The sequence below is a fragment of the Streptomyces sp. NPDC005551 genome, assembly GCF_042871785.1.
GTDB lineage: Bacteria > Actinomycetota > Actinomycetes > Streptomycetales > Streptomycetaceae > Streptomyces.
The window spans coordinates 441,142-467,298 of the sequence record NZ_JBIAJE010000002.1; the positions used below are offsets into that span (position 1 = coordinate 441,142).

Sequence of the window (26,157 nt, forward strand, 5' to 3'; positions counted from 1 at the left end):
CTTGAGGCGCCTGTCGCCTCGGGTCGGATCGATACGTAGGCTCCATGGTCCCACGGGCGGGGAGCTGCGACCGGTTTGGGCCGCTCCCGGGACGACTGGTAGCCTGGGTGGCTGTGTCTCATGCCCTCTCTGCACGAGGCACAGACGGCTCCTCCGGTTCACCGGCGGGGTATCGGCTTCGCCGGGCGACCGGCGGGGCAGCAGCTCTGCCGGTTCACCGGTGGGCTACTCGAAGATCAATCACCGGCGCGTGAGGCCTGCCCTCGCGCGCCTGAACCTGAAAAGGCTCATTCGTGGCGAACATCAAGTCCCAGATCAAGCGGATCAAGACCAACGAGAAGGCTCGGCTGCGCAACAAGGCCGTCAAGTCCTCCCTGAAGACCGCGATCCGCAAGGCCCGCGAGGCCGCTGCCGCGGGTGACGTCGAGAAGGCCACCGAGTACACGCGCGACGCGTCGCGCGCGCTCGACAAGGCCGTCTCGAAGGGCGTCATCCACAAGAACCAGGCCGCCAACAAGAAGTCGGCGCTTGCTTCCAAGGTCGCTTCCCTCAAGGGCTGAGTCGGCTGAGCCCTTCCGGGGGCTCATCCCCTGACTTGACCGTCGGCTGGACCCGAGCGGGCCCTCTCTCTCCGCTCCCAACCCGACACCCCCGGACCCACGCGCGACCTGCGTTCGCCACGCGGGCGTGGATCCACAGAGCTTGCCTCGAAGGCCCCGGTCACCTCTCCTTCCCCAGGAGGGGAGACCGGGGCCTTCGGTTGTGTCGCGGGAGGGGCGCCGGGGTTCTTTGGGTGCGGGGACCGGGGAGGCGGGTTCTCGGCCCGTGCGGCGGCCGACGGCTTTCTGCCTCTGCCGCGGCTGGGGTCCTTCAGCCCGTCCGGCGTTTGATGGCGAGGCCGCCAGGCCGATTCCGGGTCACCCGGAAAAACGGGCTCACGCGTGCTCGGGGTCACCCCCGGTTGTCGGGGTCAATCCCAGCTGCTCGGGGTCACCCCGGTTGCTCGGGGTCACCCCCGGTCAGAACTCACCCGTGCTCGGGCTAACCCCGTCTCGACCGCGCCGCCCGGGCGATCGCCACCACCGCCTTCTCCAGGGCGTACTCGGGATCGTCCCCGCCCCCCTTGACCCCGGCATCGGCCTCGGCAACAGCCCGCAACGCGTAGGCGACCCCGTCCGGGGTCCACCCCCGCATCTGCTGCCGCACCCGGTCGATCTTCCACGGCGGCATCCCCAGCTCCCGAGCCAGATCGGCGGGCCGCCCCCCACGCGCGGAGGACAACTTCCCGATGGCCCGCACCCCCTGTGCCAGAGCACTGGTGATGAGTACGGGCGCGACCCCCGTCGACAGGGACCACCGCAACGCCTCCAGCGCCTCCGCCGCCCGCCCCTCCACGGCCCGGTCGGCCACGGTGAAGCTCGACGCCTCGGCCCGCCCGGTGTAGTACCGCCCGACCACGACCTCGTCGATCGTCCCCTCGGCATCCGCGGTCAACTGGGACACCGCGGACGCCAGCTCGCGCAGATCACTCCCGATGGAGTCGACGAGCGCCTGGCACGCCTCGGGCGTGGCCGCCCTGCCCAGCACCCGGAACTCATTGCGCACGAACGCCAGCCGGTCCGCCGGCTTCGTCATCTTCGGGCACGCCACCTCACGGGCGCCCGCCTTGCGCGCCGCGTCGAGCAGCCCCTTGCCCTTGGCCCCGCCCGCGTGCAGCAGCACGAGGGTGATCTCGTCGGCAGGCGCCCCCAAGTACGCCTTCACGTCCTTGACCGTGTCCGCCGACAGATCCTGCGCATCGCGTACGACCACGACCTTGCGCTCCGCGAAGAGCGACGGGCTCGTCAACTCGGCCAGGGTGCCGGGCTGCAACTGGTCCGGCGTGAGATCCCGTACGTCCGTGTCCGCATCGGCGGCCCGGGCAGCGGCCACCACCTCCTGCACGGCACGGTCGAGCAGGAGATCCTCCTGGCCCACCGCCAGCGTGACAGGGGCGAGAGGGTCGTCTTGTGCAGTCTTCCTGGCCATCGCGCCAAGCATCCCACGCGCCGCCGACAACGCGACGACAGCCGGGCGAGGACGACCGGACGGCAGCGGCGGAGCGCACGCCCACCGTCGGCCGGACGGCAGCGGCGGAGCGCACGCCCACCGTCGGCCGGACGGCAGCGGCGGAGCCCACGCCCACCGTCGGCCGGACGGCAGCGGCGGAGCCCACGCCCACCGTCGACCGGACGGCAGCGGCGGAGCCCACGCCCACCGTCGACCGGACGGCGGCGGCGGAGCGCACGCCCACCGTCGGCCGGACGGCGGCGGCGGCACACCCGGGCGCCGACTGCCGGCCACCCCCGGAGGACCCCTACGGCTCCTCCCGCCACCCCTCCCACTCACTGACGAACTCGTCCAGTTCCCCGGGTGCCAGCCGCTCCTCCGGGTCCCGCAGCACGACCAGCCACTGCGCGTCCTCGGCATCGTCCTCACCGGCCAGTGCGTCCCGGACGAGCTGCGGCTCCTCGTCGAGTCCGAACCGGTCCCCGAGTGCCTCCAGCGCCTCTTCCGCGGCATCACGGTCGGGCAGCACCAGCACATGTCTCACATCGCTCACGGAGACATTTTCCGCCACGCCCGCCGAAGCCGAAGCCGGGGCCTCCCCTCGCCCCCGGTGAGAGGGGCGCCCGACCCTCTTGCCACCGGTCCCGGTACAGGAACCCGGCCCCCTTGCCACCGCCCCCGGCTGAGAGAACCGGCGCCCGTGTCATCCGCTGCCCCCGTGAGAGCCGGCCCGCTCAGATCTCCCGCACCACCGGGACCCGGTCCAGTCCGATCCCGAACCGCTCCCGGTACACCCGCAGCACCTCCTCGTCCGTGCCCAGCTCCGTCACCTCCTTCGTGCCGTCGGCCGCGGTCACCGTGAAGGCACGGCCGCTCAGCGTGATCCTTCCGCCGTCCTCGGTGACCCGCGAGCACACCAGCGACTGCGTGAAGTGCGACTTTGGCGACGTCCTGTGCCACCAGGCACCCGACACGAAGTCCCCGAGTACACGCCTGCGCGTCTCCAGCCGGTACTGCGCCCTGCCGTCCCGCAGCACGTCCAGGTCCCCGTACTCCGACGCCGCACTCCCGGCCGGCTCCCCCACCTCCGTCACCCGGAACGTGCCCGCCGGGTCCACCTGATCCCCCCGCTCCCCGAAGGCGAGCGGCCAGTGGCTGTGCGCCCCGAACCCCACGTCGGCCAGCCAGTCGCCCCCGTCCGACGTCCGCACCCGCAGGGCGAGATGGTCGTAGGGGATCCCGAGCCGGCCCTCCGCCCCGTGCACCCGCGCCGCGAGCAGCGTCACGTCGAAGCCCAGCGCCGCCAGCAACGCCCCGAAGGCACCGTTCAGTTCGTAGCAGAACCCACCCCGGCGAGCCCCCACCACCTTGTCCAGCAGCCGCTTCTCCTCCAGCACGATCTCCTCACGGAGGTGGATCGACAAATTCTCGAACGGCACGCTCCGCAGATGCCGCAGCTGGAGTTCGCGCAGCACCTCGGAGGTGGGCCCGGCGGGGCGCGCGGCCCCGATACGACGGAGATAGGCGTCGGCCTGTGCGGAGTTCATGACCTCAGTCTCCCTCCGCTGCCCCCCGCACGCCCCCTCCGACGTCACCGCGCCCCGCCTCTCCTCTCCGCCTCACCGCGGCCCACGGTCCGCCACCTCAGTCACCCGCCACCCACCACCCGCACCTCAGTCACCCGCCACCCGCAGCTCCTCACCCGCGCCGGCCACGGCGATCGCCCCGTCCTCGTCCGTACGCATCACCGCGGCACCCCCGGCCCGCAGCGCGGCGAGCGTGCTCGGCGCCGGGTGCCCGTACGGGTTGTCCTCGCCGCACGAGATCAGCGCCAGCCGCGGCGCCACCCTGCGTATGAGCTCCGGGTCCTGGTACGCCGATCCGTGATGGGCGACCTTGAGCACGTCCACCGCGCCCAGCCGGGCGCCCTCGGGTGACCTCAACAGGGCCTGCTGGGCGGGAGGTTCCAGGTCGCCGAGCAGGAGCAGGGACATCCCGGCCGACCGTACGAGCAGGGCGACGCTGGCGTCGTTCGGGCCCTCCGGCGCCGGCACGGGAGCCGGGGGCGGCCACACCACCCGCCAGTCCAGGGTTCCCGTGCGGCGCCGCTCCCCCGTCGCGGCCCGGGTCAACGGAATGTGCCGCGCGGATGCCTGGGACCGCACGAACTCCGCCTGGTCCCGGGGCTCGTCGAGCCCCGTCGTCTCGATGGCGCCCACCGAGCGCCCGCGCAGCACACCGGGCAGGCCCGCCACGTGGTCGGCATGGAAGTGGGTGAGCACGACCAGCGGGATCCTGGTGATGCCGAGCGCGCTCAGGCACCGGTCGACCAGAACCGGGTCAGGTCCCGCGTCCACCACCACGCCCGCGCCCTCGCCCGCCGCCAGGACGGTCGCGTCGCCCTGCCCCACGTCGCACACCGCGAACCGCCACCCGGGCGGCGGCCAGCCCGTGATCACCCGGGCCAGCGGCGGCGGCTGCACCACGACCAGCAGGAACAGCACGACGCAGACACCGCACAGCCAGGGGTGTCTCACCAGCCTCCGCCCGACGAACACGACGGCCGCCGTCACGAGCGCGAGCAGCAGCGCGCCCGTCCAACTGTCCGGCCAGTCCACTCCCGAGCCGGGCAGCGCGGCGCCGGTACGGGCGATGCCGGCGATCCATCCCACCGGCCAACTCGCGGACCAGGCAACCCCCTTGGCGACCGGCATCGCCACCGGGGCCGTCGCCAGGGCTGCGAAGCCCAGCACCGTCGCCGGCGCGACCGCGAACTCGGCGAGAAGATTGCACGGCACCGCGACCAGGCTCACCCGGGCCGACAGCACCGCCACGACCGGCGCGCACAGCGCCTGTGCCGCGGCCGCCGCGGCCAGGGCCTCGGCAGCGCGAGGTGGTACTCGCCGTCGCCGGAGCGCGGCGCTCCACCGTGGGGCGACGGTGAGCAAAGCACCGGTCGCGAGCACCGAGAGCAGGAACCCGTAACTCCGTGCCAGCCAGGGGTCGTGGAGCACCAGCACCAGGACGGCGGCGGCCAGCGCGGGGATCAGGGACCGGCGTCGTCCCGTCGCGATGGCGAGCAGCACGATCCCGCCGCACGCGGCGGCCCGCAGCACACTGGGGTCCGGTCGGCACACGATCACGAAGGCGAGCGTGAGCGCGCCGCCGAGCAGGGCGGTCGTCCGCAACGGGATCCCGAGCCGGGACGCCAGGCCGCGGCGCTCCGCACGCTGAGCGAGTCCCGGCGGCCCGGTGAACAGGACCAGCAAGATCGCCAGGTTTCCGCCGCTGACCGCCAGCAGATGCGCGAGGTCGGTCTCCTTGAACGCGTCGTCCAGTTCGGGTGTGACGCGTGAGGTGTCCCCTACGACCAGGCCCGGCAGGAGTGCCCGTGCGTCCGGCGGCAGTCCGTCGGTCGCCTCCCGCAGCCCCCTGCGCAGCCGGCCCGCGAGCCGTTGTGCACCCGACGGCTCTGCCACCACGTCGGGTGGTGCTCCGCCCCGCACGCGCAGGACGCCCGCGATCCGGTCTCCGCCCGTCAGCGCGGGGACGAGCCGCGCGGTCACCCGCACCCGCGTGGACGGCAGCAGTTCCAGCCACGGCGAGCGCGCCGGGCCGCCCCGCTCTGCCGGAGCGCCCGGTTGTCGTAGTGCGCCCGGCTGTCGTGGTGCGCTCGCGTCGACGATCACCAGCACCGGAGTGCGAGTCGCCACGACCGCCCCGTCCGGTTTCCGCAGCCGCCCCACCTCCGCGTCGAACAGCACGGCCGTGGGAGCCGCGTGGTCGCCGTTGATCCGGGGCCTGGTGAGACGCGGATCGGAAGTGATCTCGACGTCGGCGGTCACCTGCGCGTAGTGCCCCGCCAGGGCGGGCACGGGGCCGCGCCGCAGGTCCGCTCCGTGCGCCCCGGCGGAGGCTGCGGCCGCGGCGACGCACAGCAGCACGGCAGCCACCGAGACCTGCGGCCACTCACCCCACCGCCCCGTGCCGCCCTCCCCCCGACGCCGTTCATCGCTGCCTCGTGGCCCGTCGGCCGCATCCCGCCGGCGGCCTCCCCCGCCAACTCCCCGGCCTGTGCCGCCCTCTGCCCGGCCGTCGGCTCCTTCCCCTCGACGGCCTCCGCCGCCGTCATGCCGCCTCCGCGCGGCACCGCCTCGACGCCCGCTCTCGCGTTCACCCCCGTCCGGCGGCGCGCTCCTCGCGCCGCCCCGGTGCAGCCACAGCAACGCGCCTGCCCCGGCCAGGCAGACCACCACCACCGCCGAGACCCGCGTGACGGCTGCGTCCACCGTCAAGGCCGCCGTCGCCCAGGCCGCCAGGGCGGGCGGCACCAACCTCAGGTCCGTCGGCCCTTCCTGGCGAGGATTCGACGCCCCCAGCCGCGCACCGGAAGCCGTGTGCACCGTCCGACGGCCGGGGGCCCCGCCGTCTGTCTCCGAACCGGCCCCTGCACGCGTACCGGGCCCTGCCCCTGTGCTCGGCGTCCCGGTCATGGCCGGACGAGGTTCCGCAGATCGGCGAAACGCCGGTCACCGATGCCGTTCACCTCACGCAGTTCGTCGACCGACCGGAACCCGCCGTGCTGGGTGCGGTAGTCGATGATGTGCTGCGCCAGGACGGGGCCGACCCCCGGCAGGGTGTCCAGCTGATCCGGGGTGGCGGAGTTCAAGGAGACCGGCGCCGCGGGCGCCGCTCCGGCCGTGGACCCGCTGGCGGGTCCCCCGGTGCCGGACACGACGGCTCCTCCGGGACCGGCGCCCGCCGGAGGTGCGGGGCCGCCGACCACCACCTGTTCGCCGTCCACGAGGAGGCGGGCCCGGTTGAGGCCTTCGGTCCTCACGCCCGGACGCACACCACCCGCCGCCCGCAGGGCGTCGGCGACCCGTGAACCGGCCGGCAGCCGCTGAATCCCGGGACTGCGCACCTTGCCACTGACGTCCACGACGATCTCGGTGCCGGGCCTGCCGGTGGACTCGCGCGTACCCGCCGAGGCCTCCGGTTCCGCCCTCCGGCCCCCGGCCCGGTCGTCATACGGAACCGCCGCCCGCACGACTTCGGGTGCGTGGACCTGCTGCGTCCGGCCTGTCCAGAAGTGCTGCACGGCGAAGACCGCGGCGACGACGAGCAGAACGGTCAGGGCGGCCACACTGCGGCGCTCCAGCCCGCAGCGCGACTGCAGCCACAGCGGCATGCGCTCCCGTACGGCCGGCCCGAGCCGCTCCCGCCACGCACCCGACGGCGCCTCCCCGTCGAGCCCCACGCTCCCGCCGCCGCCAACGCCCGCACCCGCGCCGCCGTCGGCGCCCGCACGGACACCCCCGGGAGCGGAAGTGCCCGCGCCCCCTGCGGCAGCCACGGCAGTGCCCCCGCGCCGGCCCGCCGGCGGCCCGCTCCCCGAGGCGCGCCGCTCACCCGCTCCGTCGGTGAAGAGCGCCTCCGCGCGTCGGCGGAGCACCTCCGCCGATGCCTGGTGGCGTCCACCCCGCCCGTGGGCATGGTGGCGCCGGTGACGGGTGCGCCCGTCGGAGGCGGGACCCCGGCCGGGGCCGCTGGTCGCCGTGGCTGTACGTGAGCGTGATGAAAGTGCCATGCGCCGAGCATCGACCAGACCGCCGCCCTCGCGATGATCTTGCTCGTTTCCCGTGGACAAGCCCCCAGTTGTGGATAACTCGCTCACCCGGAAGGACCACAGGAGCCGCGAAGATCGCGGCCGGGCAGCCCGGTCACCGAGGCGAGACGACAACTCCCAGCAGCCCGGGCCCCGTGTGCGCCCCGATGACCGCCCCGACCTCGCTCACATGGAGGTCCGCGAGGCCGGACACCCGCGCCCGCAGGCGGTCCGCGAGCACCGACGCCCGTTCGGGAGCGGCGAGATGGTGGACCGCGATGTCGACCTGCGCGTTGCCCGCCCGGTTGGCCGCGATCTCCTCGAGGCGGGCGATCGCCTTGGATGCCGTCCGCACCTTCTCCAGGGGTTCGATGCGCCCGTCGCGCAGCTGGAGCAGCGGTTTCACGGCCAGGGCGGAGCCGAACAGAGCCTGCGCGGCCCCGATCCGGCCACCCCGGCGCAGATAGTCGAGGGTGTCGACGTAGAAGTAGGAGGAGGTTCCCGCGCCCCGCTTCTCCGCCGCCGTGACCGCGTCGTCGATCGTCCCGCCCGCCTCGGCGGACGCCGCCGCGGCCAGCGCGCAGAAGCCGAGGGCCATCGCGATCATCCCGGTGTCCACGACGCGCACGGGTACCGGCGCCTCACGTGCCGCGAGGACGGCGGCGTCGTACGTGCCCGAGAGCTCGGAGGAGAGGTGGAGCGAGACGATGCCCGGGGCACCCGACTCGGCGACCTTGCGATAGGTCTCGGCGAAGACCTCGGGGCTGGGCCGGGAGGTGGTGACGGACCGCCGTTTCTGCAGGGCGAGGGCCACGGAGCGGGCCGAGATCTCGGTGCCCTCGTCCAGCGCCCGGTCACCGAGGACCACGGTCAGGGGCACCGCCGTGATGCCGTGGCGCTCCATCGTCCGTGGCGGCAGGTAGGCCGTTGAATCGGTGACGATCGCGACATGGCGGGACATGAGCTGGAGGTTACCTGCCGGAACGGGCGAGCGGCAGTCCGGCCCCGGGGGCCGGGGGCGCGGCGCAGCGGATCAAGTGGTGCTCTCGGGACGGGGCTTCTTCTGCCACGGGTACACGGGCCGCTGGAGCGGCGGGGTGATGGCCGGACGGGCCGGCTGCTCGGCCTCACGGGTCTCGGGCGTCTCGGGCCAGGTCTGCCCGCCGGACCTCGCCTCGTCGGGCGCGGGGGCCTTCGGCCAGGGCGGCGTGGCGGCCGGCTCCGTCGTCCAGTGCCGCAGGGCGCCCGCCTCCAGGTCTATCTGCGTGCTCAGCGCGTCGAGGTCGTCGTCCGCGAAGCGGCGGGCCCGGTCGCGGGCCGCCCAGCGCAGCGCGTCCGCCGACCGGGTGATCTGCTCGGTGCGCTCGCGCAGGCCGGGCAGCCGGGAGGCCAGGGTGCCGCGGTCCGGCTCGGTCTCCAGGCGCTTGAGCTCGGCGTCCAGTTCGTGGCCGTGCGCGCTGAGCCGCTCGAACAGGCCCAGCGACTCCTTCAGCGACTCGTCGTCCGCCACGCCCGCGTGCAGCGCGTCCTGCGTGGCCCGCATCGACGTGCGCAGCTTCAGCCGCAGCTGTGCCAGCTCGCCCACCGGGCCCGGCTGGGCGAACGTCCTGGCGCGCAGGGTGGTGTCCTCCACGGTGCGCCGCGCCTGCGAGACGGTGCGGTCCACGCCGCGCTTGGCCGCGCCGACGACCTTCACGGTGGCGTAGGCCCCCAGGACCACGAACAGCAGGAAGAGCAGCGCCATCACTGCGATCACGGCTTCCACCACGCTCCTCCTCCGTCCGGCCCCGGCAGCTGCCGCGGCGCTCTTCCACGGTAAACGCAGCGGGCAGGTCCGGAGTTCCACCAGAACCCCGAACCTGCCCGTAGGGGACTACCCCGACAGCCCCGCGCGAGCGTGCTGGGCTGCCGGTCTCCGGCTAGGCCGGGACGATGTTCACCAGTTTCGGCGCCCGCACGATGACCTTGCGGATGCCGGCGCCGTCCAGGGCGGCGACGACCCTCTCGTCGGCCAGCGCCACCTTCTCCAGCTCCTCGTCGGAGATCGCCGGGGAGACCTCCAGGCGGGCCTTGACCTTGCCCTTGATCTGCACGACGCAGGTCACGGACTCGTCGACGACGTACGCGGGGTCCGCGACCGGGAAGTCCTGGTGGACGACCGAGCCGGTGCGGCCCAGCTTGCGCCAGAGTTCCTCGGCGATGTGCGGGGCCAGCGGCGCAACCAGCAGCACCAGGGACTCGGCGACCGTGCGGGCGAGGGGGCCGCCCGTCTTGGTCAGGTGGTTGTTCAGCTCGGTGACCTTGGCGATGGCGGTGTTGAAGCGCAGGCCCTCCAGGTCCTGGCGGACGCCGTCGATGGCCTTGTGCAGGGCACGCAGCGTGGCCTCGTCCGGCTCGGTGTCGACGACGGTGACCTCACCCGTGGTCTCGTCGACGACGTTGCGCCACAGCCGCTGCAGCAGCCGGAACTGGCCCACCACCGCGCGCGTGTCCCAGGGCCGCGACACGTCCAGCGGGCCCATCGCCATCTCGTACAGGCGCAGCGTGTCCGCACCGTACTCGGCGCAGATCTCGTCCGGGGTGACCGCGTTCTTCAGGGACTTGCCCATCTTGCCCAGCAGCCGGCTGACCTTCTCACCCTGGTGGTAGTACGCGCCGTCGCGCTCCTCCACCTCGGCGGCCGGTACCGCGATGCCACGGCTGTCCCGGTAGACGTAGGCCTGGATCATGCCCTGGTTGAACAGCTTGTGGAACGGCTCGGCCGACGAGACGTGGCCCAGGTCGAAGAGGACCTTGGCCCAGAAGCGCGCGTACAGCAGGTGCAGCACGGCGTGCTCGGCGCCGCCGACGTACAGGTCGACACCGCCGTGCGGCTGTCCCTCGCGCGGTCCCATCCAGTACTGCTCGATGGCCGGGTCGACCAGCTGCCGGTCGTTGTGCGGGTCCAGGTAGCGCAGCTCGTACCAGCAGGAACCGGCCCAGTTGGGCATGGTGTTGGTCTCGCGGCGGTACTTCTTCGGTCCGTCGCCCAGGTCCAGCGTGACGTTGACCCAGTCCTCGTTGCGGGACAGCGGGGTCTCCGGGGAGGTGTTCGCGTCGTCCGGGTCGAAGGTGCGCGGCGAGTAGTCCTCGACCTCGGGCAGCTCCAGCGGCAGCATCGACTCGGGCAGCGGGTGGGCGATGCCGTCCTCGTCGTAGACGATCGGGAAGGGCTCGCCCCAGTAGCGCTGGCGGCTGAACAGCCAGTCGCGCAGCCGGAAGTTGACGGTGCCCTCGCCGATGCCCCGGCCGGCCAGCCACTCGGTGATGCGGGCCTTGGCCTCGGCGACGCCCAGGCCGTCCAGCGTGATGTCGTCGCCCGTGGAGTTGACGATCTTCGCGTCGTACGAGGCGAAGGCGTCGTCCCAGGCCGAGGGATCGGTGCCCCGGTCGTCCGACGGTTCGACGACGCAGCGCATCGGGAGCTCGAAGGCGCGCGCGAACGCGAAGTCACGGCTGTCGTGCGCCGGGACGGCCATGATCGCGCCGGTGCCGTATCCCATCAGCACGTAGTCGGCGATGAAGACCGGGATCCGCTCGCCGCTGACCGGGTTGGTCGCGTACACGCCGGTGAAGACGCCGGTCTTCTCCTTGGCGTCGGCCTGCCGCTCGACGTCGGACTTCGAGGCGGCCTGCGCGCGGTACGCGGCGACGGCCGCCGCCGGTGTCGCGTGACCACCGGTCCAGACGTCGTGGGTGCCCTCGGGCCAGGCGTCCGGCACGAACGCGTCGACCAGCGGGTGCTCGGGCGCCAGCACCATGTAGGTGGCGCCGAACAGGGTGTCCTGACGGGTGGTGAAGACGGTGATCGCCGCGCCGTCGACGGGGAAGTCGACCCGGGCGCCCTCGGAGCGGCCGATCCAGTTGCGCTGCTGCAGCTTGATGGCCTCGGGCCAGTCCAGCGCGTCCAGGTCGTCCAGCAGCCGGTCGGCGTACGCGGTGATGCGCATGTTCCACTGGCGCAGCTTGGCCTTGAAGACCGGGAAGTTGCCGCGCTCGGAGCGGCCTTCCGCGGTGACCTCCTCGTTGGCCAGCACGGTGCCCAGGCCGGGGCACCAGTTCACCGGCGCGTCGGAGGCGTACGCCAGCCGGTACTGGCCCAGCAGGTCGGCGCGCTCCGCGGCGGTCAGCTCACTCCACGCGCGCGTGGTGCCCTCGGCGCCGGGTACGGGGCGCTCGCCGCTCTCGAACTGGGCGACCAGCTCGGAGACCGGGCGGGCCCGGCCGGCCTCGGTGTCGTACCAGGAGTTGAAGATCTGCAGGAAGATCCACTGGGTCCACTTGTAGTACTCCGGGTCGATCGTCGCGAACGACCGGCGCTTGTCGTGGCCGAGGCCCAGCCTGCGCAGCTGGACCTTCATGTTCTCGATGTTGGCCTCGGTGGAGATCCGCGGGTGCGTGCCGGTCTGCACGGCGTACTGCTCGGCGGGCAGGCCGAAGGCGTCGAAGCCCAGGGTGTGCAGGACGTTGTGACCGGTCATCCGCTGGAACCGGGCGAAGACGTCGGTGGCGATGTAGCCCAGGGGGTGGCCGACGTGGAGTCCCGCACCCGAGGGATACGGGAACATGTCCATGATGAACTTCTTGGGCTTTGCGACCAGAGCGGGGTCTCCGGCGAGGTCACCGGTCGGGTTGGGCGCCGCGTACGTGCCCTCCGCGTCCCAGAAATCCTGCCAGCGTGCCTCGATGTCCGCGGCCATGGCGGCCGTGTAGCGGTGCGGCGCGGCCACCTCGGAGGCGGCGGGGGCACCGCCCGCGCCTTCGGCGGCGGGGGAGGCATTCGTCTCGCTCATGATCCTCAAAGCTCCATCGATCGTCTCTGCCAGCGGCTGGGGAAATGAAAAAGCCCCTCGCACAGGAGGGGACGCCGCGCCGATGCCGGCCACGATCCTTCAGTGGCCGGAACTGATCAGCGCGGCTCGCTAAGCAGAAGGCGTACGGCACGCATGGCGCCAGGGTACCGCAGCCCCGGCGAGCGCCGCGACGAGCTCGCGGCACTCCCGGCACCCCGTGCCATGCTCTCGGACACCGCACACGCTGAACAAAGTTCAGAAGTTACTCCGCGTAACAGTCACTAAGGGACAGCACAAGGATCTCGTTGCCATTGGATAACGACGCAATAACTCAAACCTCGTATCCATAGGTATGGCTCGACTTAGAGTGCGCCTTCGGGACCGCTTCCCCGAACTCTTTGGGAGTACCCCCATGAACCCTCGTCGCAAGAACAGCTCGCTTCCCCAACCCGGCCGCTCGGCCTACGGGGCGGCGTCGGCTGCCGCTCTGCTCCTCATACCCCTCATCGTCCTGCTCGGCGGTGACGGAGTCAGGGACTTCCTCAACTTCGGTGCCGGAGTGCTGTCGCTGGTCGCCCTCACGTGCTCCGTGGTGTGGGGGCTCGTCGCCACCGACCGCCTGTTCCTCAACACGCGCCAGCGCCTGATCGCCCAGGCCGTGCACCGGACGACCGCGGTCTCCTCGGTCGCCTTCCTCCTGCTGCACGTCACGGTCAAGCTGGCGCTGGACCACACCACACTGATCGCGGCCGTCATCCCCTTCGGCCTCGGCGTCACGGGCACCGCGGGGCTGATCGGCTTCGGCTCCCTCGCCGGACTGCTCATGATCTTCACGGCCGTCACCGGCGCGCTGCGCGGCGCGTTCGCCTCCCCCGCGCCGATCGCGTCCCGCTGGCGCGCCGTGCACATGCTGGCCTACCCCGCCTGGTGCGCCGCACTGGTGCACGGCCTCTACGCGGGACGCCCCGCGAAGACCTACGTCACGGTCCTCTACAGCCTCTGCCTGATCGCCGTCATGGCCGCCCTGGCGCTGCGCTCGACCTCCGGCCCGCTCAAGCGCAAGGTCGCCGACCGGATCCTGGCGGTCCTGGGCGAGCCTGGCGGACCCGGTGCCCGCACGTCCCGCGAGGGACGCGAGGGGTCCCGTGCCGCCGGCGGAGACGGGCCGCTGCCGGGCTTCACGTCCCGCATGCCGAGGACGTCCCCGCAGGACACGTTCGTGCCGCCGCAGCGCATGCCGGCCGCTCCGCAGTCGCTCTACGCCACGCCGTCCCGGGCCGCCGACGCGGCGAGCGGCGGATTCGCGGCCGCCTACCGGGCCGTGGGGGGCAGTTCCCCCACCGGGGACCCGCTGATCGACCCGATGGAGCGCATCCAGGTCCCCCTGGACACGCAGCCCACGGAGGTACTGCCGCGCACCGACGGCAGCACCTCGGGCAGCTGGCCCATCCCCTCCCCGCCGCCCGTCGGCGAGGCCCCCCGTTCGTCGTACGATCCCCTCGCCGACACGGGATACAACATCCCCGTCTATGACAATCAGGGCAACAACGGATACGGCACGAGTGATGTGTACGACACCGGTGAGACGAACCCCCTCCTCGGCACGTACAACACCAACGACACGTACGACAGCGGTCCCACGACTGACGTACTGCCGGGCGCCTTCGACGCTCCTGGCTCCGGTGAATCATGGAACGCCCCTTCCGGAGGCTTTTAAGTGAACGAGGCCCTGCCCGACGTCCCAGAGGTCCGCGTCGTCGGGCTTCCGCAGCTCACGTCGGGTTTCGACCTGGTTGAACGACTCGACCTGCCGATGCACCTCAAGGTGCACGGTCCGCTCGAACCGATGGGCGGCGAACAACTCGCGGGCCTCGCCGAGGCGATCTCCCTGAAGGGCCGCGGCGGCGCGGGGTTCCCCTTCGCCAAGAAGCTGCGCTCGGTCGCGGAGTCGGCCATCAAGAAGGGCATCCGGCCCGTGGTGGTCGTCAACGGCAGCGAGGACGAACCGGCCTGCCGCAAGGACACCGTGCTCATCAACCGGGCCCCGCACCTCATCCTGGACGGAGCCCTGCTGGCCGCCGAGGCCATGGGGGCCCGCACCCTGGTCATCGGCGTGACCCGGCCGTCCACGCAGGCCTCCATGGAGGCGGCGCTGGCCGAACGCGGACTGAGCAACCGGCGCGGATCCGCCCTCCGCGCGCGCGTGCAGCGCAATCCGGTACGGATGGTCACCGGGGCGGCCGCCTCCCTGATCCGCTCCATCGACGGCGGTCCGGCGATCCCGCCGGGCCGCAAGATCAGCGCGTCGCAGGTCGGGGTCGGCGGCGCGCCCACCCTGCTGTCGAACGCCGAGACGTTCGCCCAGCTGGCCATCGCCGCCCGCATCGGCCCCGAGCGCTACCGCAACACCGGCCTGTACGACGAGCCGGGCACCGTCATGCTCACCGTCTCGGGTGCGGTCGCCCGCCCCATGGTGATCGAGGTCCCGACGGGAGTGCCGCTGCGGTACGTGCTCCAGCTGGCCGGCGCGCCGCCGCTCCCGCAGGGCGTGCTGACCGGCGGCTATCACGGCAAGTGGCTGGACGCGGCGGCGCTCGACGGGGCGGTCGTCTCGCGCAACTCCCTGGACGCGGTGGGCGGTTCCCTCGGCGCCGGCGCGATCCTCCCGATCAGCCAGCAGACGTGCCCGCTCGGCGAGTCGCTACGGGTGGCCCAGTGGCTCGCCGAGGAGAGCGCGGGGCAGTGCGGCCCCTGCTATCTCGGCCTGCCCGCCGCGGCGCGCGGCCTGGAGGACATACTGAACGGCGGCGGCCCCGCCGCGCTCGAAGCCGTCAAGCAGGTCGCCAAGGCCGTGAAGCGGCGCGGCGCGTGCTCGCACCCGGACGGCTCGGCGATGTTCATCGAGTCCACGATCAAGGCCTTCACGGACGACCTGGCCGCCCACGTCCTGGGCAACGGCTGCGGCAGGCCCGTGGAGGGCGTACTGCCCCTCTTCGAGAGCGGTCAGACCCCCACCGGCATCCCGGGCGGCCAGGGGCAGCTGGAGGCCGGTCCCAGCCGCCAGAAGATCTACGTGGACTGGACACTGTGCCGCGGGCACGGCCTGTGCGCGGACATCCTTCCAGAGGTCTTCGAGCTCGGCGCCGACGGCTTCCCCACCGTCGCGCAGGCGCAGGTGCCCCGGTACGCGGAGGCGAAGGCCGTGCGCGCGGTGCGGCGCTGCCCCGCGCTCGCCCTGCGGATCGAGGAGGACTCCCGTTCCTCCGCCCCCGCCCGCAACAACCTGCCCGTCCTCTCGCAGGGGCGCGGTCGCCGGGCTCTCGGCAGCGGTCGCTGAACACGACGAAGGCGGGCCACTCGATATCGAGTGGCCCGCCTTCAACTGCTGTGGAGCTAAGGAGAATTGAACTCCTGACCTCCTGCATGCCATGCAGGCGCTCTACCAACTGAGCTATAGCCCCTTGCGGTGTCCGCCCGGTTTCCCCGGCGGCGACGCCAACATTACACGCTCTCCCGGGTGCACCACCAAATCGTTTCCGGTCTGTACGGATACGGGAGATAGTGTCGGCCTTCGTGACCCCGACAGCCCTCCCCCGTGACCGCCGCGCGCTCCTCGCCCTGGGCACGTGCCTGCTGTCCTTCACGGTGTTCTGGACGGTTCAGCGGACCGCGCACGTGTCGATGATCGACCTGATGGTGTACCGCGCGGAGGGCGAGACGGTACGCGGCGGCGGCGACCTGTACGCACTGCGCGCGACCGGCGCCGGCCTCCCCGCCACCTACCCGCCCTTCGCGGCGCTGCTGTTCGTCCCGCTGGCGCTGCTGGGCGCCGGGACCGCGCGCACGCTGGCGACGGCCGGGAACCTCGTCCTTCTCGTGGCGTTCGCCGGCCTCGCCTCACGGCTGGTGGGGCACGCGCGCGTGGAGGGTGTCTGGTGGGTCGCGGCGGCGGCCGTGTGGTGCGAGCCCGTGTGGACGACCCTGCGGTACGGGCAGATCAACCTGCTGATCGCGGTGCTGGTGCTGTGGGACCTGACCCGCCGGCCCGGACACCGATGGGCGGGAGCCGGCATCGGGCTCGCCGCCGCGATCAAGCTGACGCCCGCGCTCTTCGCGGTGTTCCTGCTGGTCGCAGGCGTGGTGGCCCGCACCGGGGGACGCTGTGGAGAGCCCTGGCTCCGGCACGCGCGCGGGGCGGCCGTCGTCTTCGCCGGTGCCACGCTGTCGGCCGCGGCCGTCCTGCCGTACGACTCCTGGCGGTTCTGGACCCGCGTGGTGTTCGAGGCGGAGCGGGCCGGGCTCGCGGAGGACACCGCGAACCAGTCGCTGCGCGGGATGCTGGCCCGGCTGCTGCACACCCCCGACCCCGGGCTGTGGTGGATCGCCGCCGCGACCGCCGTGGGGGCGGCGGGCCTCGCCGCCTCGGCGGCGGCGGAACTGCGCGGCAGCCGCCCCTGGGCGGCCGTCGGGTGCGCGACCACGGCACTGCTGGTCAGCCCGGTGTCCTGGTCACACCACTGGGTGTGGTGCGTACCTATGGCCATGGTCCTCGCCACCAGGAACCGGACGGCGGCCGTCGGAGCGGCGCTGGTCTTCTGCTCGTACGCCCTGTGGTGGGTGCCGCACGGGTCCGGTCGGCACGAACTGCGTCAAGGAGGCGTCGAGTTGACGCTGTCGGCCCTCTACGGAGTGACGGCCCTGTTCTTCCTGGCCCTGACCGCGGCCCGGACCGGAAGGGCCGGGACCGGTACGGCAGGGACCGGTACGGCCAGGCCCGGAGAAGCCAGGCTCGGAGAGGCCAGATCCGGAGAGGCCAGGCCCCGGCGGCGGTCTCAGGCCGTCGCGAACGAGTAGAACCGCTTCAGAGTGCAGTGTTCGTCGAGGAGTCGGCCGTAGATCGGCTCGCCCTCCAGCTCCCGGTACGTCTCGATCGGGTCGCCTTTTATGATCAGCGCCCGCGCGCACTCCTCGCACCAGTACTGGTAGTCGTGATTGAGCGGCTCCATGTCGCGGACGATCGGTGTGCCGCTGCCGCACCAATCGCACTTCCGCCTGTGTGCACCCATCGCTCAGCTCCAGCTGTGGCCGCAGGCCGTGCACACGTAGGAGATCCCGCCGTTGTCCCCGAGGACCTGCGCGACATGGACGGAACCGCAGGAGGGGCAGTCGAGGAGGGTGGGTGTCTTCCGGATCGCCGCCGCGTCGAGGAGATGGTCGGTCTCCTCGAGGATGCTCGCAGGCATCGCCACTCCTCCCGTCGGGCCGCGCCCCCTTCCGGCCGTCTGATTCTGCCACGGCCGGGCCAATACGGTCAGCGACGCCTGCGTACCAGTCCGGACACGGCACCCAGCCCCGCCGTGGCGGCCAGCGCGTACATGCACACCAGGAGCGCGTCCGCAGAGGTATACGCCCCGGAAGCCCCGGATGACTCAAGCCGATTCAGGAAGAGTGCACCGAAGGCCGCCACACCGATCAGCTGACCGAGCTGTGTGACCGTCGCGAGCAGTCCGCTGGCGTCCGCCGCGTCCTCGGGCCGCACCGTGGCCAGAGCCCCGGTGAGCGTCGGACTGAAGCTGAGCGCCAAACCCATGCCCACACCGGTGAACGCCACGTACAGCCAGAGGCCACCGTCGCCGCCGTCCCGCATCGCCCACCCTACGCCCGTCACGGAGGCCGCCGCGAGCGCGAACCCGGCCGGTACGAGGGCCCGTTGCCACGGCGCGGGCCACGCACGCCAGGTCAGGCCGACCAGACCGAAGACGACGGCGGTCGGCGCGAAGGTCAGCCCCGCGCGCAGGGCGCTGTAGCCGAGCCCGCCCTGGACGTGCAGGGTCAGCGCGAACAGGAACCCGCCGTTGACTGCCATCACGGCCATGATCCGGAAGACCGCGAGACCGACTCCGGGATGACGCAGCACCCCGGGTGCGAGCAGCGGAGCCCCGCCGCGCCGCGCGAGCCGGGCCTCGTAGCCGCAGAGGAGACCGAAGAAGGCCGCGGCCGCCGCGAACGACAGCCAGGACCACGTCGGCCAGCCCTCCGCCTGGCCTAGCACGAGTGGCACCGTGAGCAGGGAGACGGCGGCGGCCAGCAGCACGAGCCCCGGCAGGTCGAGACCGCGCGACCGCTCCAGCGCCCGCGGGTCGTCGCGCGGCAGCACCCGCCCGCCGACGGCCAGGAGTACGAGGCCCACGGGCACGTTCACGAGGAACACCGGCCGCCATCCGGTGCCGAAGAGGTCGGCGCTGACGAGGATGCCGCCGAGCACCTGGCCCGCCGCGGCGCCGGTCGCGAGGACCGCGGAGTACGCGCCGAGCGCCCGCGCCCGGCCCCCGCCCGTGAAGTGACGTTGGATCAGGCTGAGGACCTGCGGGATCATCACCGCGGACCCGGCGCCCTGCACCACGCGGAACGTGATCAACTCGCCGGTGCTCCCGGCGAGTCCGCAGGCCAGCGAGGCGGCCGTGAAGAGGGCGAGCCCGGCCAGCCAGACGCGGCGGTGACCGAACAGGTCGCCGAGGCGGGCGCCCGTGATCAGCAGCACGGCGTACGCGAGGGAGTATCCGGCGACCACCAGCTGCAGGGCGGCGCCGGACGCGTGGAGTTCGGAACCGATCGTGGGTACGGCGACGTTCACGATGAAGACGTCGAGCAGCGCCATGAACTGGGCGGCGAGCACGACGGCGAGCAGCCGTCCGGGGCGATTGTCGGTGCCGGGGCCTTTACTGGTAGCGGGGCTCGGACTCACTTGCGTCCCGGGGCCCGCGGGGGTTGTCGTCGTCATGCGCCGAGCCTGGCGACGAGCGGACCGGGGTGACGAGAGCCCGCCGGTGCTGGTACTGACAGCACCTGGCAACAGAGCGCTCGAGGCCTGACGATGGGACAGGGGGAGTGAGGACGATGATCACTGCACAGCAGCGCCGAAGGCCGGAGCTGGCGGCCTTCCTGCGCAGCCGGCGGGCCCGGGTGACACCGGCCGACGTGGGCATGCCGCCCGGATTCCGGCGCCGTACACCGGGGCTGCGCCGGGAGGAGGTGGCCCAGCTCTCGGGCGTCGGAGTCACCTGGTACACCTGGCTCGAGCAGGGGCGGCCGATCAACGCGTCGCCGCAGGTCCTGGACGCGGTGGCGCGCACCCTGCGGCTGGACCGGACCGAGCGGGAGCATCTGTACCACCTGGCGGAGGTGCCCTTCGAGTCCGGTCCCGAGCGCCTCGCGCAAGCCGTGGGGCAGGAGGTCCAGGACATCATCGACGCCCTGGACCCGCATCCGGCGGTGGTCTACAACTCGCGGTACGACGTCCTGGCCACCAACCCCGCCTACCGCGACCTGTTCCTGGTGCCGACGACCAGCCAGTTCGGCGTCCCCAATGTGCTGTGGACGCTGTTCTCGGTCCCCGAGGGGTCCTGTCCCCTGGTGTTCCGGGAGCGGGAGCTGCCGGTGATGGTGGCCACGCTGCGCGCCGCCTACGGACGGCATGTGGGCGAGCCGGCCTGGGAGGACTTCATCGGCCGCCTGTCCGCCCGGAGTCCGTACTTCGTCGAGCTGTGGGCGAGTGGCGAGGTCATACCGCCGGGGCCCCGGGTGAAGACGTTCCGGCACGCCGCGGTGGGCGAGCTGCGCATGACCTCGGTGTCGCTGTCCGTCGACGGCATGCCCGAGTGCCGGATCGTGGCGTACTCGCCGGTGGACGCGGAGGCGAAGGAGGGGGTGGCGCTGCTGCGGGAGTGGCGGGAGCGGTTGTGGCCGTCGGCCGATGCCAGGGACGCCGAGCCGGTGGGGGCCGACAGCTAGGGCAACGAAAAAGTCCCGCTCCCTGACGGGAACGGGATCTTCATCACCGATCTTTGACAACTCAAGAGTGTCGATCTGTGGAGCTAAGGAGAATTGAACTCCTGACCTCCTGCATGCCATGCAGGCGCTCTACCAACTGAGCTATAGCCCCTTGCGTTCTTCCCGCTCGGCGGGCGAACAAGAAGAACTTTAACCGGTGACCTGCCGGAAAGTGAAATCCGGGTCCCGCCCCCTCATGAGGGTGTGCGCGGGGGTGCTCAGTCGTCGTCGCCGAGCACGGGCTCGGGCAGCGTGCCCGCGTTGTGTTCGAGCAGCCGCCAGCCGCGCGCGCCCTGCCCGAGGACGGACCAGCAGCAGTTGGAGAGCCCGCCGAGGCTCTCCCAGTGCTGGGATTCGAGGCCGAGGAGACGCCCGATGGTCGTACGGATGGTGCCCCCGTGACTGACCACCACGAGGGTGCCGTCCTCGGGGAGCTTTTCGGCGTGCGCGAGCACCACCGGAGCGGCGCGGTCTGCGACCTCGCTCTCCAGTTCGCCGCCACCGCGGCGGACCGGCTCACCGCGCTTCCAGGCGGCGTACTCGTCGCCGTGCCGGGCGATGATCTCGGTGTGCGTCAGCCCCTGCCAGACACCGGCGTAGGTCTCGCGCAGCCCCTCCTCGTGCACCACCTCGAGGCCGGTGAGCCCGGCCAGCTCGGCGGCCGTGGCGGAGGCGCGCTTCAGGTCCGAGGCGACGACGGCGTCCGGCCGCAGCGAGGCGAGGAGACGGGCGGCGCGCCGGGCCTGGCCGATGCCCGTCTCGGTGAGTTCCACGTCCGTGCTGCCCTGGAAGCGGCGCTCCACGTTCCAGGAGGTCTGACCGTGCCGCCACAGGATGATGCGGCGGCCCCGGCCCTTCTTCCGCTCGTCCGCTCCGGCGGGGCCGCTCACCGCAGCTCTCCGAAGTCGGCGGAGCCCTCCTCGGCCTGCAGCTGGGCGTGCTCCTCGGCCTTGCCGCGCGTCGCCTTGGCGTCGGCGGGGAGCTCCAGCTCGGGGCAGTCCTTCCACAGGCGCTCCAGCGCGTAGAAGACACGCTCCTCGCTGTGCTGGACGTGCACGACGATGTCGACGTAGTCGAGGAGCACCCAGCGGGCCTCGCGGTCGCCCTCGCGGCGGACCGGCTTGACGCCGAGTTCCTTGTTCAGCCGCTCCTCGATCTCGTCGACGATCGACTTGACCTGGCGGTCGTTGGGTGCGGAGGCCAGCAGGAAGGCGTCCGTGATCGACAGCACGTCGCTGACGTCGTAGGCGATGATGTCGTGCGCGAGCTTGTCGGCGGCCGCCTGGGAGGCGGTGGTGATGAGCTCGATGGAACGGTCAGTGGCGGTCACTACGCGGCTTTCGGTCGGGAACAGGGGTCGGCCGGGGGTGCGGGGTCGCCCCGCAGGTCCCGGCCCGTCGGCGGCGAGGAACCCTCACCGGTCCCCTCAAGGGTCTCACGGCCCGCCGACGGCACCCCACGTGATGGGGAGCACGCCCCGGGCCTGCCGGGGCGTGCTCCCGGTCACGACGAGGTCAGGTAGCTCCGGCCCAGTACGACGGACACGTCCGCGTTGGACGTGACCTTGCCCTTCTGCACGGACGCCGTGGGCAGACCGAGGGTCTTGGCGACCTCGATGGCGTCGTCCTTGCTCCCTGCATCGGTGTACGTGATTCGGGACACGCTCTCGGAGGCACCGGCGGTGCCGGCGTCGACGAAGGTGTAGCCGCCGTTGATGAGGACCACGCGGGCCTTCTCGGTGCCTTCCCTTGCTCCGGTGGCGTTGGTGATGCCGACCCGCACGGCGTCGCCCTGCTGCGGGCTCCTGGCGGAACCGCCGAGGACGTTCTTGACGACGCTGTCGCTGGTGTTCGCGGTCAGTGTGCCGTCGGACTGCACCGGCAGCAGCGAGGTCCTGAAGTCGCCGCCCTTGGCGTGGTCGGCGAGCTTGGCCAGGAAGGAGCCGAGGTCCTGGTCGTTGAGCGAGGGGTCGAGGATCTGCGCCAGCGTCTGCACGGTGGTCGTCGCGGCCTGCTCGTCGGAGGACAGTTTGCGCAGTACGCCCTGCATGACCTGCCCGAACCGCTCCAGCTGCGCGTTCTGGGCCTCGCCCGGGGCGCGGTAGGTGGCGTAGGCGACGGCCATCCGGCCGCTGAGGGTCTGGTCCTCACCCTTGTGCACGAGGGGGTCGGCGCCCTTCTTCGACGACTTGGCGTCGGGGTCGGGCACGTCGGTGTCGGTGTCGATGCCGATGTTGCCGACGAGCTCGACGAGGTTGTTCAGGTAGGGGGTGTCGAGTCGCCAGGTGCCCTCGATGTCGGTGCCGAGGACCGTGTCGATCGCGTCGCGCGTCCCGGACGAGCCGTCGTCGTCGACGGACTTGGCGAGGGTGGTCGTGGTGCCGTCGTCGTCCGTCAGCGCGAGCGAGTTGGGCAGCAGGACGGTCGCGCCCTGCCGGGTGGTGGTGTTGTTGACGAGCAGCGCCGTGGAGGTGCCGCCCTTCTTGGTGTTGTGCAGGTGGACCACGATCACGTCGCGTTTCTGTGCCGCCGCGGACGCGGTCGTGCCGGACTCGGCGTCCGGCGAGGAGCCCGGGAGCTTGCCCGCGTACCAGAGGTAGCCGACGCCGCCGGCGACCACCAGGGCGAGGACCACGGCCAGGGCCACGACCCGGCTGCGGGCGCGGCGCTTGGCCTCCTCGCGCCGCTCGGTGCGGTTCTCGGTGAACTTCAGCCAGTCGATGACGTCCTCGGAGTCGCCGTCCGGGTCCTCGACGAAGGCGAACTGTTCGGTGCGGTACTCACGGTCGGCGGGCGGTTCACCGTCCTCCGCGGGGCCCGACTGCTGCGGGATGTACGCGGTCTGTTCCGCGACCCGCGGCTGTCGGCCGGTCTCCGAGGTCTGCCCGTAGGGGTCGTACGCGGTGCCGGTGGGCGCCTGTCCGTAGGAGGGGTCGTACGGGTCGTACGGCGGAACGGGCTGCCCCGAGCCGGTGTCGTACGAAGTGACCGGCTGCTGCCCGCCCATGTCGTAGGACGGGGCGGAAGGCTCGTGCCCGTCCGTGTCGTACGAGGGCGCCGAAGGCTGCCGGCCGGTCGCGTACGGGGCGTAGCCATAAGCCTGTTGCTGCTGCCCGTAGGGGTCGTAGCCCTGCTGCTGAGGGGGCTGCTGCGGAAATTGCTGCTGCGGGACCTGCCGGTACACAGGCTGCCCGAACTCGTCGTAGCCGACGAGTTCGTACTGGTCGCCGCCCGCGTACCCGTCGTATCGGTCGTTCACCGGTGCCCCTCTCGGCTCACTCGCCGCGGTACAGCTCGCGCTTGTCGATATAGCGCACCACGCCGTCCGGCACCAGGTACCAGACAGGGTCGCCCTTGGAGACCCGGGCACGGCAGTCCGTGGACGAGATGGCGAGCGCGGGGACCTCGACGAGCGAGACACCGCCCTCGGGAAGTCCCGGGTCGGTCAGCGTGTGGCCGGGCCGGGTGACGCCGATGAAATGTGCGAGGGAGAACAGTTCCTCCGTGTAACGCCAGGTCAGGATCTGGCCGAGCGCGTCCGCGCCGGTGATGAAGAAGAGGTCCGTGTCGGGGTTGAGCGCGCGCAGGTCGCGCAGGGTGTCCGTGGTGTAGGTCGGGCCGCCGCGGTCGATGTCGATGCGGCTCACCGAGAACTGCGGGTTCTCCGCGGTCGCGATGACCGTCATCAGATAGCGGTCCTCGGCGGGAGCGACCTTGCGCGCGGTCTTCTGCCACGGCTGCCCGGTCGGCACGAACACCACCTCGTCGAGGTGGAACTGGGCGGCGACCTCACTGGCCGCCACGAGGTGCCCGTGGTGGATCGGGTCGAACGTTCCGCCCATGACGCCGAGACGGCGCTTGCCCGGACTCGACGGGGCGTTTCCGGTGCCCGGCACCGGGCGGTCCGCCGCGCGGCGTCCGGCGCCGCTCACCGTGTCACTCGCCGGACCGGTAGGCATGTCCTGCTCTCCCATGCGTGCAGACCCTACCGGCCCGGCCGACGGGCTCCCGCCGACAGGCCCCCCTGCCCGGCCCGGAGGGGGCTCAGCGGTCCCGGTTGAAGCGCGTGGTGATCCACAGCAGGAGGAGCAGCACGACGAAGGCGCCGCCGCCGGTCAGGTACGGGCTGAGGCTCTCGTGGTTGCCGCCGTGCTCCTCGCCCTCTGCGGCAAGGGTGACCAACTGGGCAGCGGTGCTGTGGAAGCTCATCTTCGGCAGGACCTATCCGGTGTGGGCGGGATAAAGACGTCCGGGCCATCGTATGCGGGGGCCCCGGCCCCCATCACGCCGACTCCGCCGTTGGGGAAGCCGACGGTCGCGGGTGAGGCCGGCGGGTGAGAGCGGCTGGTGAGGCCGGCGGGCGAGGGCAGCTGGTGAGGCGGCGGGCGAGAGCGGCTGGTGAGGCCGGCGGGTGAGAGCGGCACGGGCCGCCGTCAGCCGGCCGGGCACCGCCCCGGGCGTCTCAGTCGTCGTCCCGCTTGTATCCCCGCAGCAGGAACCAGGCGAGCAGGACGATCCCGACCACGCAGACGATCAGCACGACTCGCAGCAGATTGCCGCCACCCTGCCGGTCGGCCGCGCTCGCGGCCTCGGTCAGCCAGGCGGCTGCGGGGATGTGTTGTTCCATGGGGACGCTCCTTACGGTGTGCTGCCCTGCCACCGTAACTCCGCCTAGGCTGGGGACCGCTTCGGGGGCGACACAGGGCAATCAGACGCGTGGGGGAACACATGTCCGACGACAGCCATGAGCAGAACGGGCACGAGAGGGTGCCGAGCAGGTCACGCAGGCGCTTCCCGGGGATCTCCTCCCGGACCTACGAGCACCCGGCGGACCGCTCGGCCCTGGTGGCCCTGCGCAGACTCACCGGCTTCGACACGGTCTTCAAGGCGCTCAGCTCGCTGCTCCCCGAACGCAGCCTGCGGCTGCTGTTCCTGTCCGACTCGGTAAGGGTCTCGGACGCGCAGTTCGCACACCTCAACGACATGCTGCGGGACGCCTGTTACATCCTGGACCTGCACAAGGTCCCGCCGATGTACGTCACCCAGGACCCCCGGCCGAACGCGATGTGCATCGGCCTGGACGAACCGGTCATCGTGGTCACCACGGGCCTCGTCGAGCTGCTCGACGAGGAGGAGATGCGGGCGGTCGTCGGCCACGAGGTGGGCCACGCCCTGTCCGGCCACTCGGTGTACCGGACGATACTGCTGTTCCTGACCAGCCTGGCCCTGAAGGTGGCCTGGATCCCGCTCGGGAACGTGGCGATCATGGCGATCGTCACCGCCCTGCGCGAGTGGTTCCGCAAGTCGGAGCTGTCCGCGGACCGCGCCGGGCTGCTCGTCGGCCAGGACCTGCGAGCCTCGATGCGCGGCCTGATGAAGATCGCGGGCGGCAACCACCTGCACGAGATGAACGTGGACGCGTTCCTCGCGCAGGCCGAGGAGTACGAGGCCGGGGGCGACCTGCGCGACTCCGTGCTCAAGATCCTCAACGTCCTCCCCCGGTCCCACCCGTTCACGACGGTGCGGGCGGCCGAGCTGAAGAGGTGGGCCGAGTCCCGCGACTACCAGCGGATCATGGACGGCCACTACCCGCGGCGCACCGAGGACAAGGACGCCTCCGTCTCGGACTCCTTCCGGCAGTCGGCCGCGAGCTACGCCGACGATGTGAAGAACTCCAAGGACCCGCTGATGAAGCTGGTCAGCGACCTCGCGGGCGGCGCGGGCGATCTCGGCGGACGGGTGCGGCGCGGTTTCGGCGGCTTCGCGTCGGGCGACGCCCCGAAGGACCCGAAGCGGCCCCAGAACCCGCCCCAGGACGGACCCTCGTAGCGGGACGGAC

Annotated in this window: 23 protein-coding genes and 2 tRNA genes; 6 read left to right on the forward strand and 19 right to left on the reverse strand. The window is 72.1% G+C overall.

Going from position 1 to position 26,157, the window contains the following annotated elements; all coding sequences use genetic code 11:
- The first annotated feature begins 293 nt into the window (after positions 1–293).
- Entirely contained in the window at positions 294–560 is a 267-nt protein-coding gene (rpsT, locus tag ACFYP4_RS06145; RefSeq protein WP_121403109.1) for a 30S ribosomal protein S20, read from the forward strand.
- 481 nt (positions 561–1,041) lie between these two features.
- On the opposite strand, the gene holA is transcribed toward rpsT, so the two are convergent.
- The 8 genes from holA to leuS all read right to left on the reverse strand — a co-directional run bounded on the left by holA (position 1,042) and on the right by leuS (position 12,489).
- Positions 1,042–2,028 (reverse strand): DNA polymerase III subunit delta, encoded by a 987-nt coding sequence (holA, locus tag ACFYP4_RS06150; protein ID WP_388783250.1) that lies wholly within the window; start codon positions 2,026–2,028, stop codon positions 1,042–1,044.
- A 328-nt stretch (positions 2,029–2,356) separates the two neighbouring features.
- Positions 2,357–2,602 carry a hypothetical protein gene (locus ACFYP4_RS06155; protein ID WP_358853738.1) on the reverse strand — a complete coding sequence of 82 codons (246 nt, stop codon included), beginning with the start codon at positions 2,600–2,602 and terminating at the stop codon, positions 2,357–2,359.
- A gap of 181 nt (positions 2,603–2,783) precedes the next feature.
- The gene (locus tag ACFYP4_RS06160) at positions 2,784–3,596 is read right to left on the reverse strand and encodes an arylamine N-acetyltransferase (protein WP_388783253.1); all 813 of its coding nucleotides are present in this window, start codon (positions 3,594–3,596) and stop codon (positions 2,784–2,786) included.
- A gap of 126 nt (positions 3,597–3,722) precedes the next feature.
- Complete coding sequence (locus tag ACFYP4_RS06165; protein ID WP_388783256.1) at positions 3,723–6,452, reverse strand: ComEC/Rec2 family competence protein; 2,730 nt, start codon at positions 6,450–6,452, stop codon at positions 3,723–3,725.
- Positions 6,453–6,538: 86 nt separating this feature from the next.
- Entirely contained in the window at positions 6,539–7,639 is a 1,101-nt protein-coding gene (locus ACFYP4_RS06170; RefSeq protein WP_358853735.1) for a ComEA family DNA-binding protein, read from the reverse strand.
- A 133-nt stretch (positions 7,640–7,772) separates the two neighbouring features.
- Positions 7,773–8,618 carry a DegV family protein gene (locus ACFYP4_RS06175; RefSeq protein WP_358853734.1) on the reverse strand — a complete coding sequence of 282 codons (846 nt, stop codon included), beginning with the start codon at positions 8,616–8,618 and terminating at the stop codon, positions 7,773–7,775.
- Between the two features lie 72 nt (positions 8,619–8,690).
- Entirely contained in the window at positions 8,691–9,422 is a 732-nt protein-coding gene (locus tag ACFYP4_RS06180) for a hypothetical protein (RefSeq protein WP_358853746.1), read from the reverse strand.
- A 154-nt stretch (positions 9,423–9,576) separates the two neighbouring features.
- A complete protein-coding gene (gene leuS / locus ACFYP4_RS06185; RefSeq protein WP_358853733.1) occupies positions 9,577–12,489 on the reverse strand; it encodes a leucine--tRNA ligase in 2,913 nt (970 codons plus the stop codon).
- A 412-nt stretch (positions 12,490–12,901) separates the two neighbouring features.
- Here leuS and ACFYP4_RS06190 point away from each other — a divergent pair, with 412 nt between their 5' ends.
- Positions 12,902–14,206 (forward strand): cytochrome b/b6 domain-containing protein, encoded by a 1,305-nt coding sequence (locus ACFYP4_RS06190; RefSeq protein ID WP_358853732.1) that lies wholly within the window; start codon positions 12,902–12,904, stop codon positions 14,204–14,206.
- Positions 14,207–15,826: an NADH-ubiquinone oxidoreductase-F iron-sulfur binding region domain-containing protein gene (locus ACFYP4_RS06195; RefSeq protein WP_388783261.1), complete on the forward strand. Its 1,620-nt coding sequence runs from the start codon at positions 14,207–14,209 to the stop codon at positions 15,824–15,826.
- A 51-nt stretch (positions 15,827–15,877) separates the two neighbouring features.
- Here ACFYP4_RS06195 and ACFYP4_RS06200 read toward each other — a convergent pair.
- Positions 15,878–15,950, reverse strand: a tRNA-Ala gene (locus ACFYP4_RS06200).
- 112 nt (positions 15,951–16,062) lie between these two features.
- Here ACFYP4_RS06200 and ACFYP4_RS06205 point away from each other — a divergent pair.
- The gene (locus tag ACFYP4_RS06205; protein WP_388783264.1) at positions 16,063–17,343 is read left to right on the forward strand and encodes a glycosyltransferase 87 family protein; all 1,281 of its coding nucleotides are present in this window, start codon (positions 16,063–16,065) and stop codon (positions 17,341–17,343) included.
- On the opposite strand, the gene ACFYP4_RS06210 is transcribed toward ACFYP4_RS06205, so the two are convergent.
- The 3 genes from ACFYP4_RS06210 to ACFYP4_RS06220 all read right to left on the reverse strand — a co-directional run bounded on the left by ACFYP4_RS06210 (position 17,322) and on the right by ACFYP4_RS06220 (position 19,270).
- The gene (locus tag ACFYP4_RS06210; RefSeq protein WP_121403099.1) at positions 17,322–17,555 is read right to left on the reverse strand and encodes a hypothetical protein; all 234 of its coding nucleotides are present in this window, start codon (positions 17,553–17,555) and stop codon (positions 17,322–17,324) included. The two genes, ACFYP4_RS06205 and ACFYP4_RS06210, sit on opposite strands and share 22 nt — an antisense overlap.
- Before the next feature lie 3 nt (positions 17,556–17,558).
- On the reverse strand, positions 17,559–17,732 hold the full coding sequence (locus tag ACFYP4_RS06215) for a hypothetical protein (RefSeq protein WP_388783267.1): 174 nt from the start codon (positions 17,730–17,732) through the stop codon (positions 17,559–17,561).
- Between the two features lie 68 nt (positions 17,733–17,800).
- Entirely contained in the window at positions 17,801–19,270 is a 1,470-nt protein-coding gene (locus ACFYP4_RS06220) for an MFS transporter (RefSeq protein WP_388783270.1), read from the reverse strand.
- 116 nt (positions 19,271–19,386) lie between these two features.
- Between ACFYP4_RS06220 and ACFYP4_RS06225 the strand changes: the two genes are divergently transcribed.
- Positions 19,387–20,280: a helix-turn-helix transcriptional regulator gene (locus tag ACFYP4_RS06225; RefSeq protein WP_388783273.1), complete on the forward strand. Its 894-nt coding sequence runs from the start codon at positions 19,387–19,389 to the stop codon at positions 20,278–20,280.
- Positions 20,281–20,358: 78 nt separating this feature from the next.
- Here ACFYP4_RS06225 and ACFYP4_RS06230 read toward each other — a convergent pair.
- From ACFYP4_RS06230 to ACFYP4_RS06260, 7 genes are all read right to left on the reverse strand, one after another.
- Positions 20,359–20,431, reverse strand: a tRNA-Ala gene (locus ACFYP4_RS06230).
- A gap of 106 nt (positions 20,432–20,537) precedes the next feature.
- Positions 20,538–21,209: a histidine phosphatase family protein gene (locus ACFYP4_RS06235; protein ID WP_358853727.1), complete on the reverse strand. Its 672-nt coding sequence runs from the start codon at positions 21,207–21,209 to the stop codon at positions 20,538–20,540.
- A complete protein-coding gene (gene rsfS, locus ACFYP4_RS06240) occupies positions 21,206–21,649 on the reverse strand; it encodes a ribosome silencing factor (RefSeq protein WP_388783276.1) in 444 nt (147 codons plus the stop codon). The genes ACFYP4_RS06235 and rsfS overlap by 4 nt, the downstream gene beginning before the upstream one ends.
- A 173-nt stretch (positions 21,650–21,822) precedes the next feature.
- Positions 21,823–23,577, reverse strand: a complete 1,755-nt coding sequence (locus ACFYP4_RS06245) for a LytR C-terminal domain-containing protein (protein WP_388783279.1) — start codon at positions 23,575–23,577, stop codon at positions 21,823–21,825.
- Positions 23,578–23,593: 16 nt separating this feature from the next.
- Complete coding sequence (gene nadD / locus ACFYP4_RS06250) at positions 23,594–24,292, reverse strand: nicotinate-nucleotide adenylyltransferase (protein ID WP_358853724.1); 699 nt, start codon at positions 24,290–24,292, stop codon at positions 23,594–23,596.
- A gap of 70 nt (positions 24,293–24,362) precedes the next feature.
- The gene (locus ACFYP4_RS06255) at positions 24,363–24,527 is read right to left on the reverse strand and encodes a hypothetical protein (RefSeq protein WP_097263999.1); all 165 of its coding nucleotides are present in this window, start codon (positions 24,525–24,527) and stop codon (positions 24,363–24,365) included.
- Between the two features lie 253 nt (positions 24,528–24,780).
- Positions 24,781–24,945 (reverse strand): hypothetical protein, encoded by a 165-nt coding sequence (locus ACFYP4_RS06260; protein WP_388783283.1) that lies wholly within the window; start codon positions 24,943–24,945, stop codon positions 24,781–24,783.
- 101 nt (positions 24,946–25,046) lie between these two features.
- Here ACFYP4_RS06260 and ACFYP4_RS06265 point away from each other — a divergent pair, with 101 nt between their 5' ends.
- On the forward strand, positions 25,047–26,147 hold the full coding sequence (locus ACFYP4_RS06265) for a M48 family metallopeptidase (protein ID WP_388783286.1): 1,101 nt from the start codon (positions 25,047–25,049) through the stop codon (positions 26,145–26,147).
- The last annotated feature ends 10 nt before the right edge of the window (positions 26,148–26,157 follow it).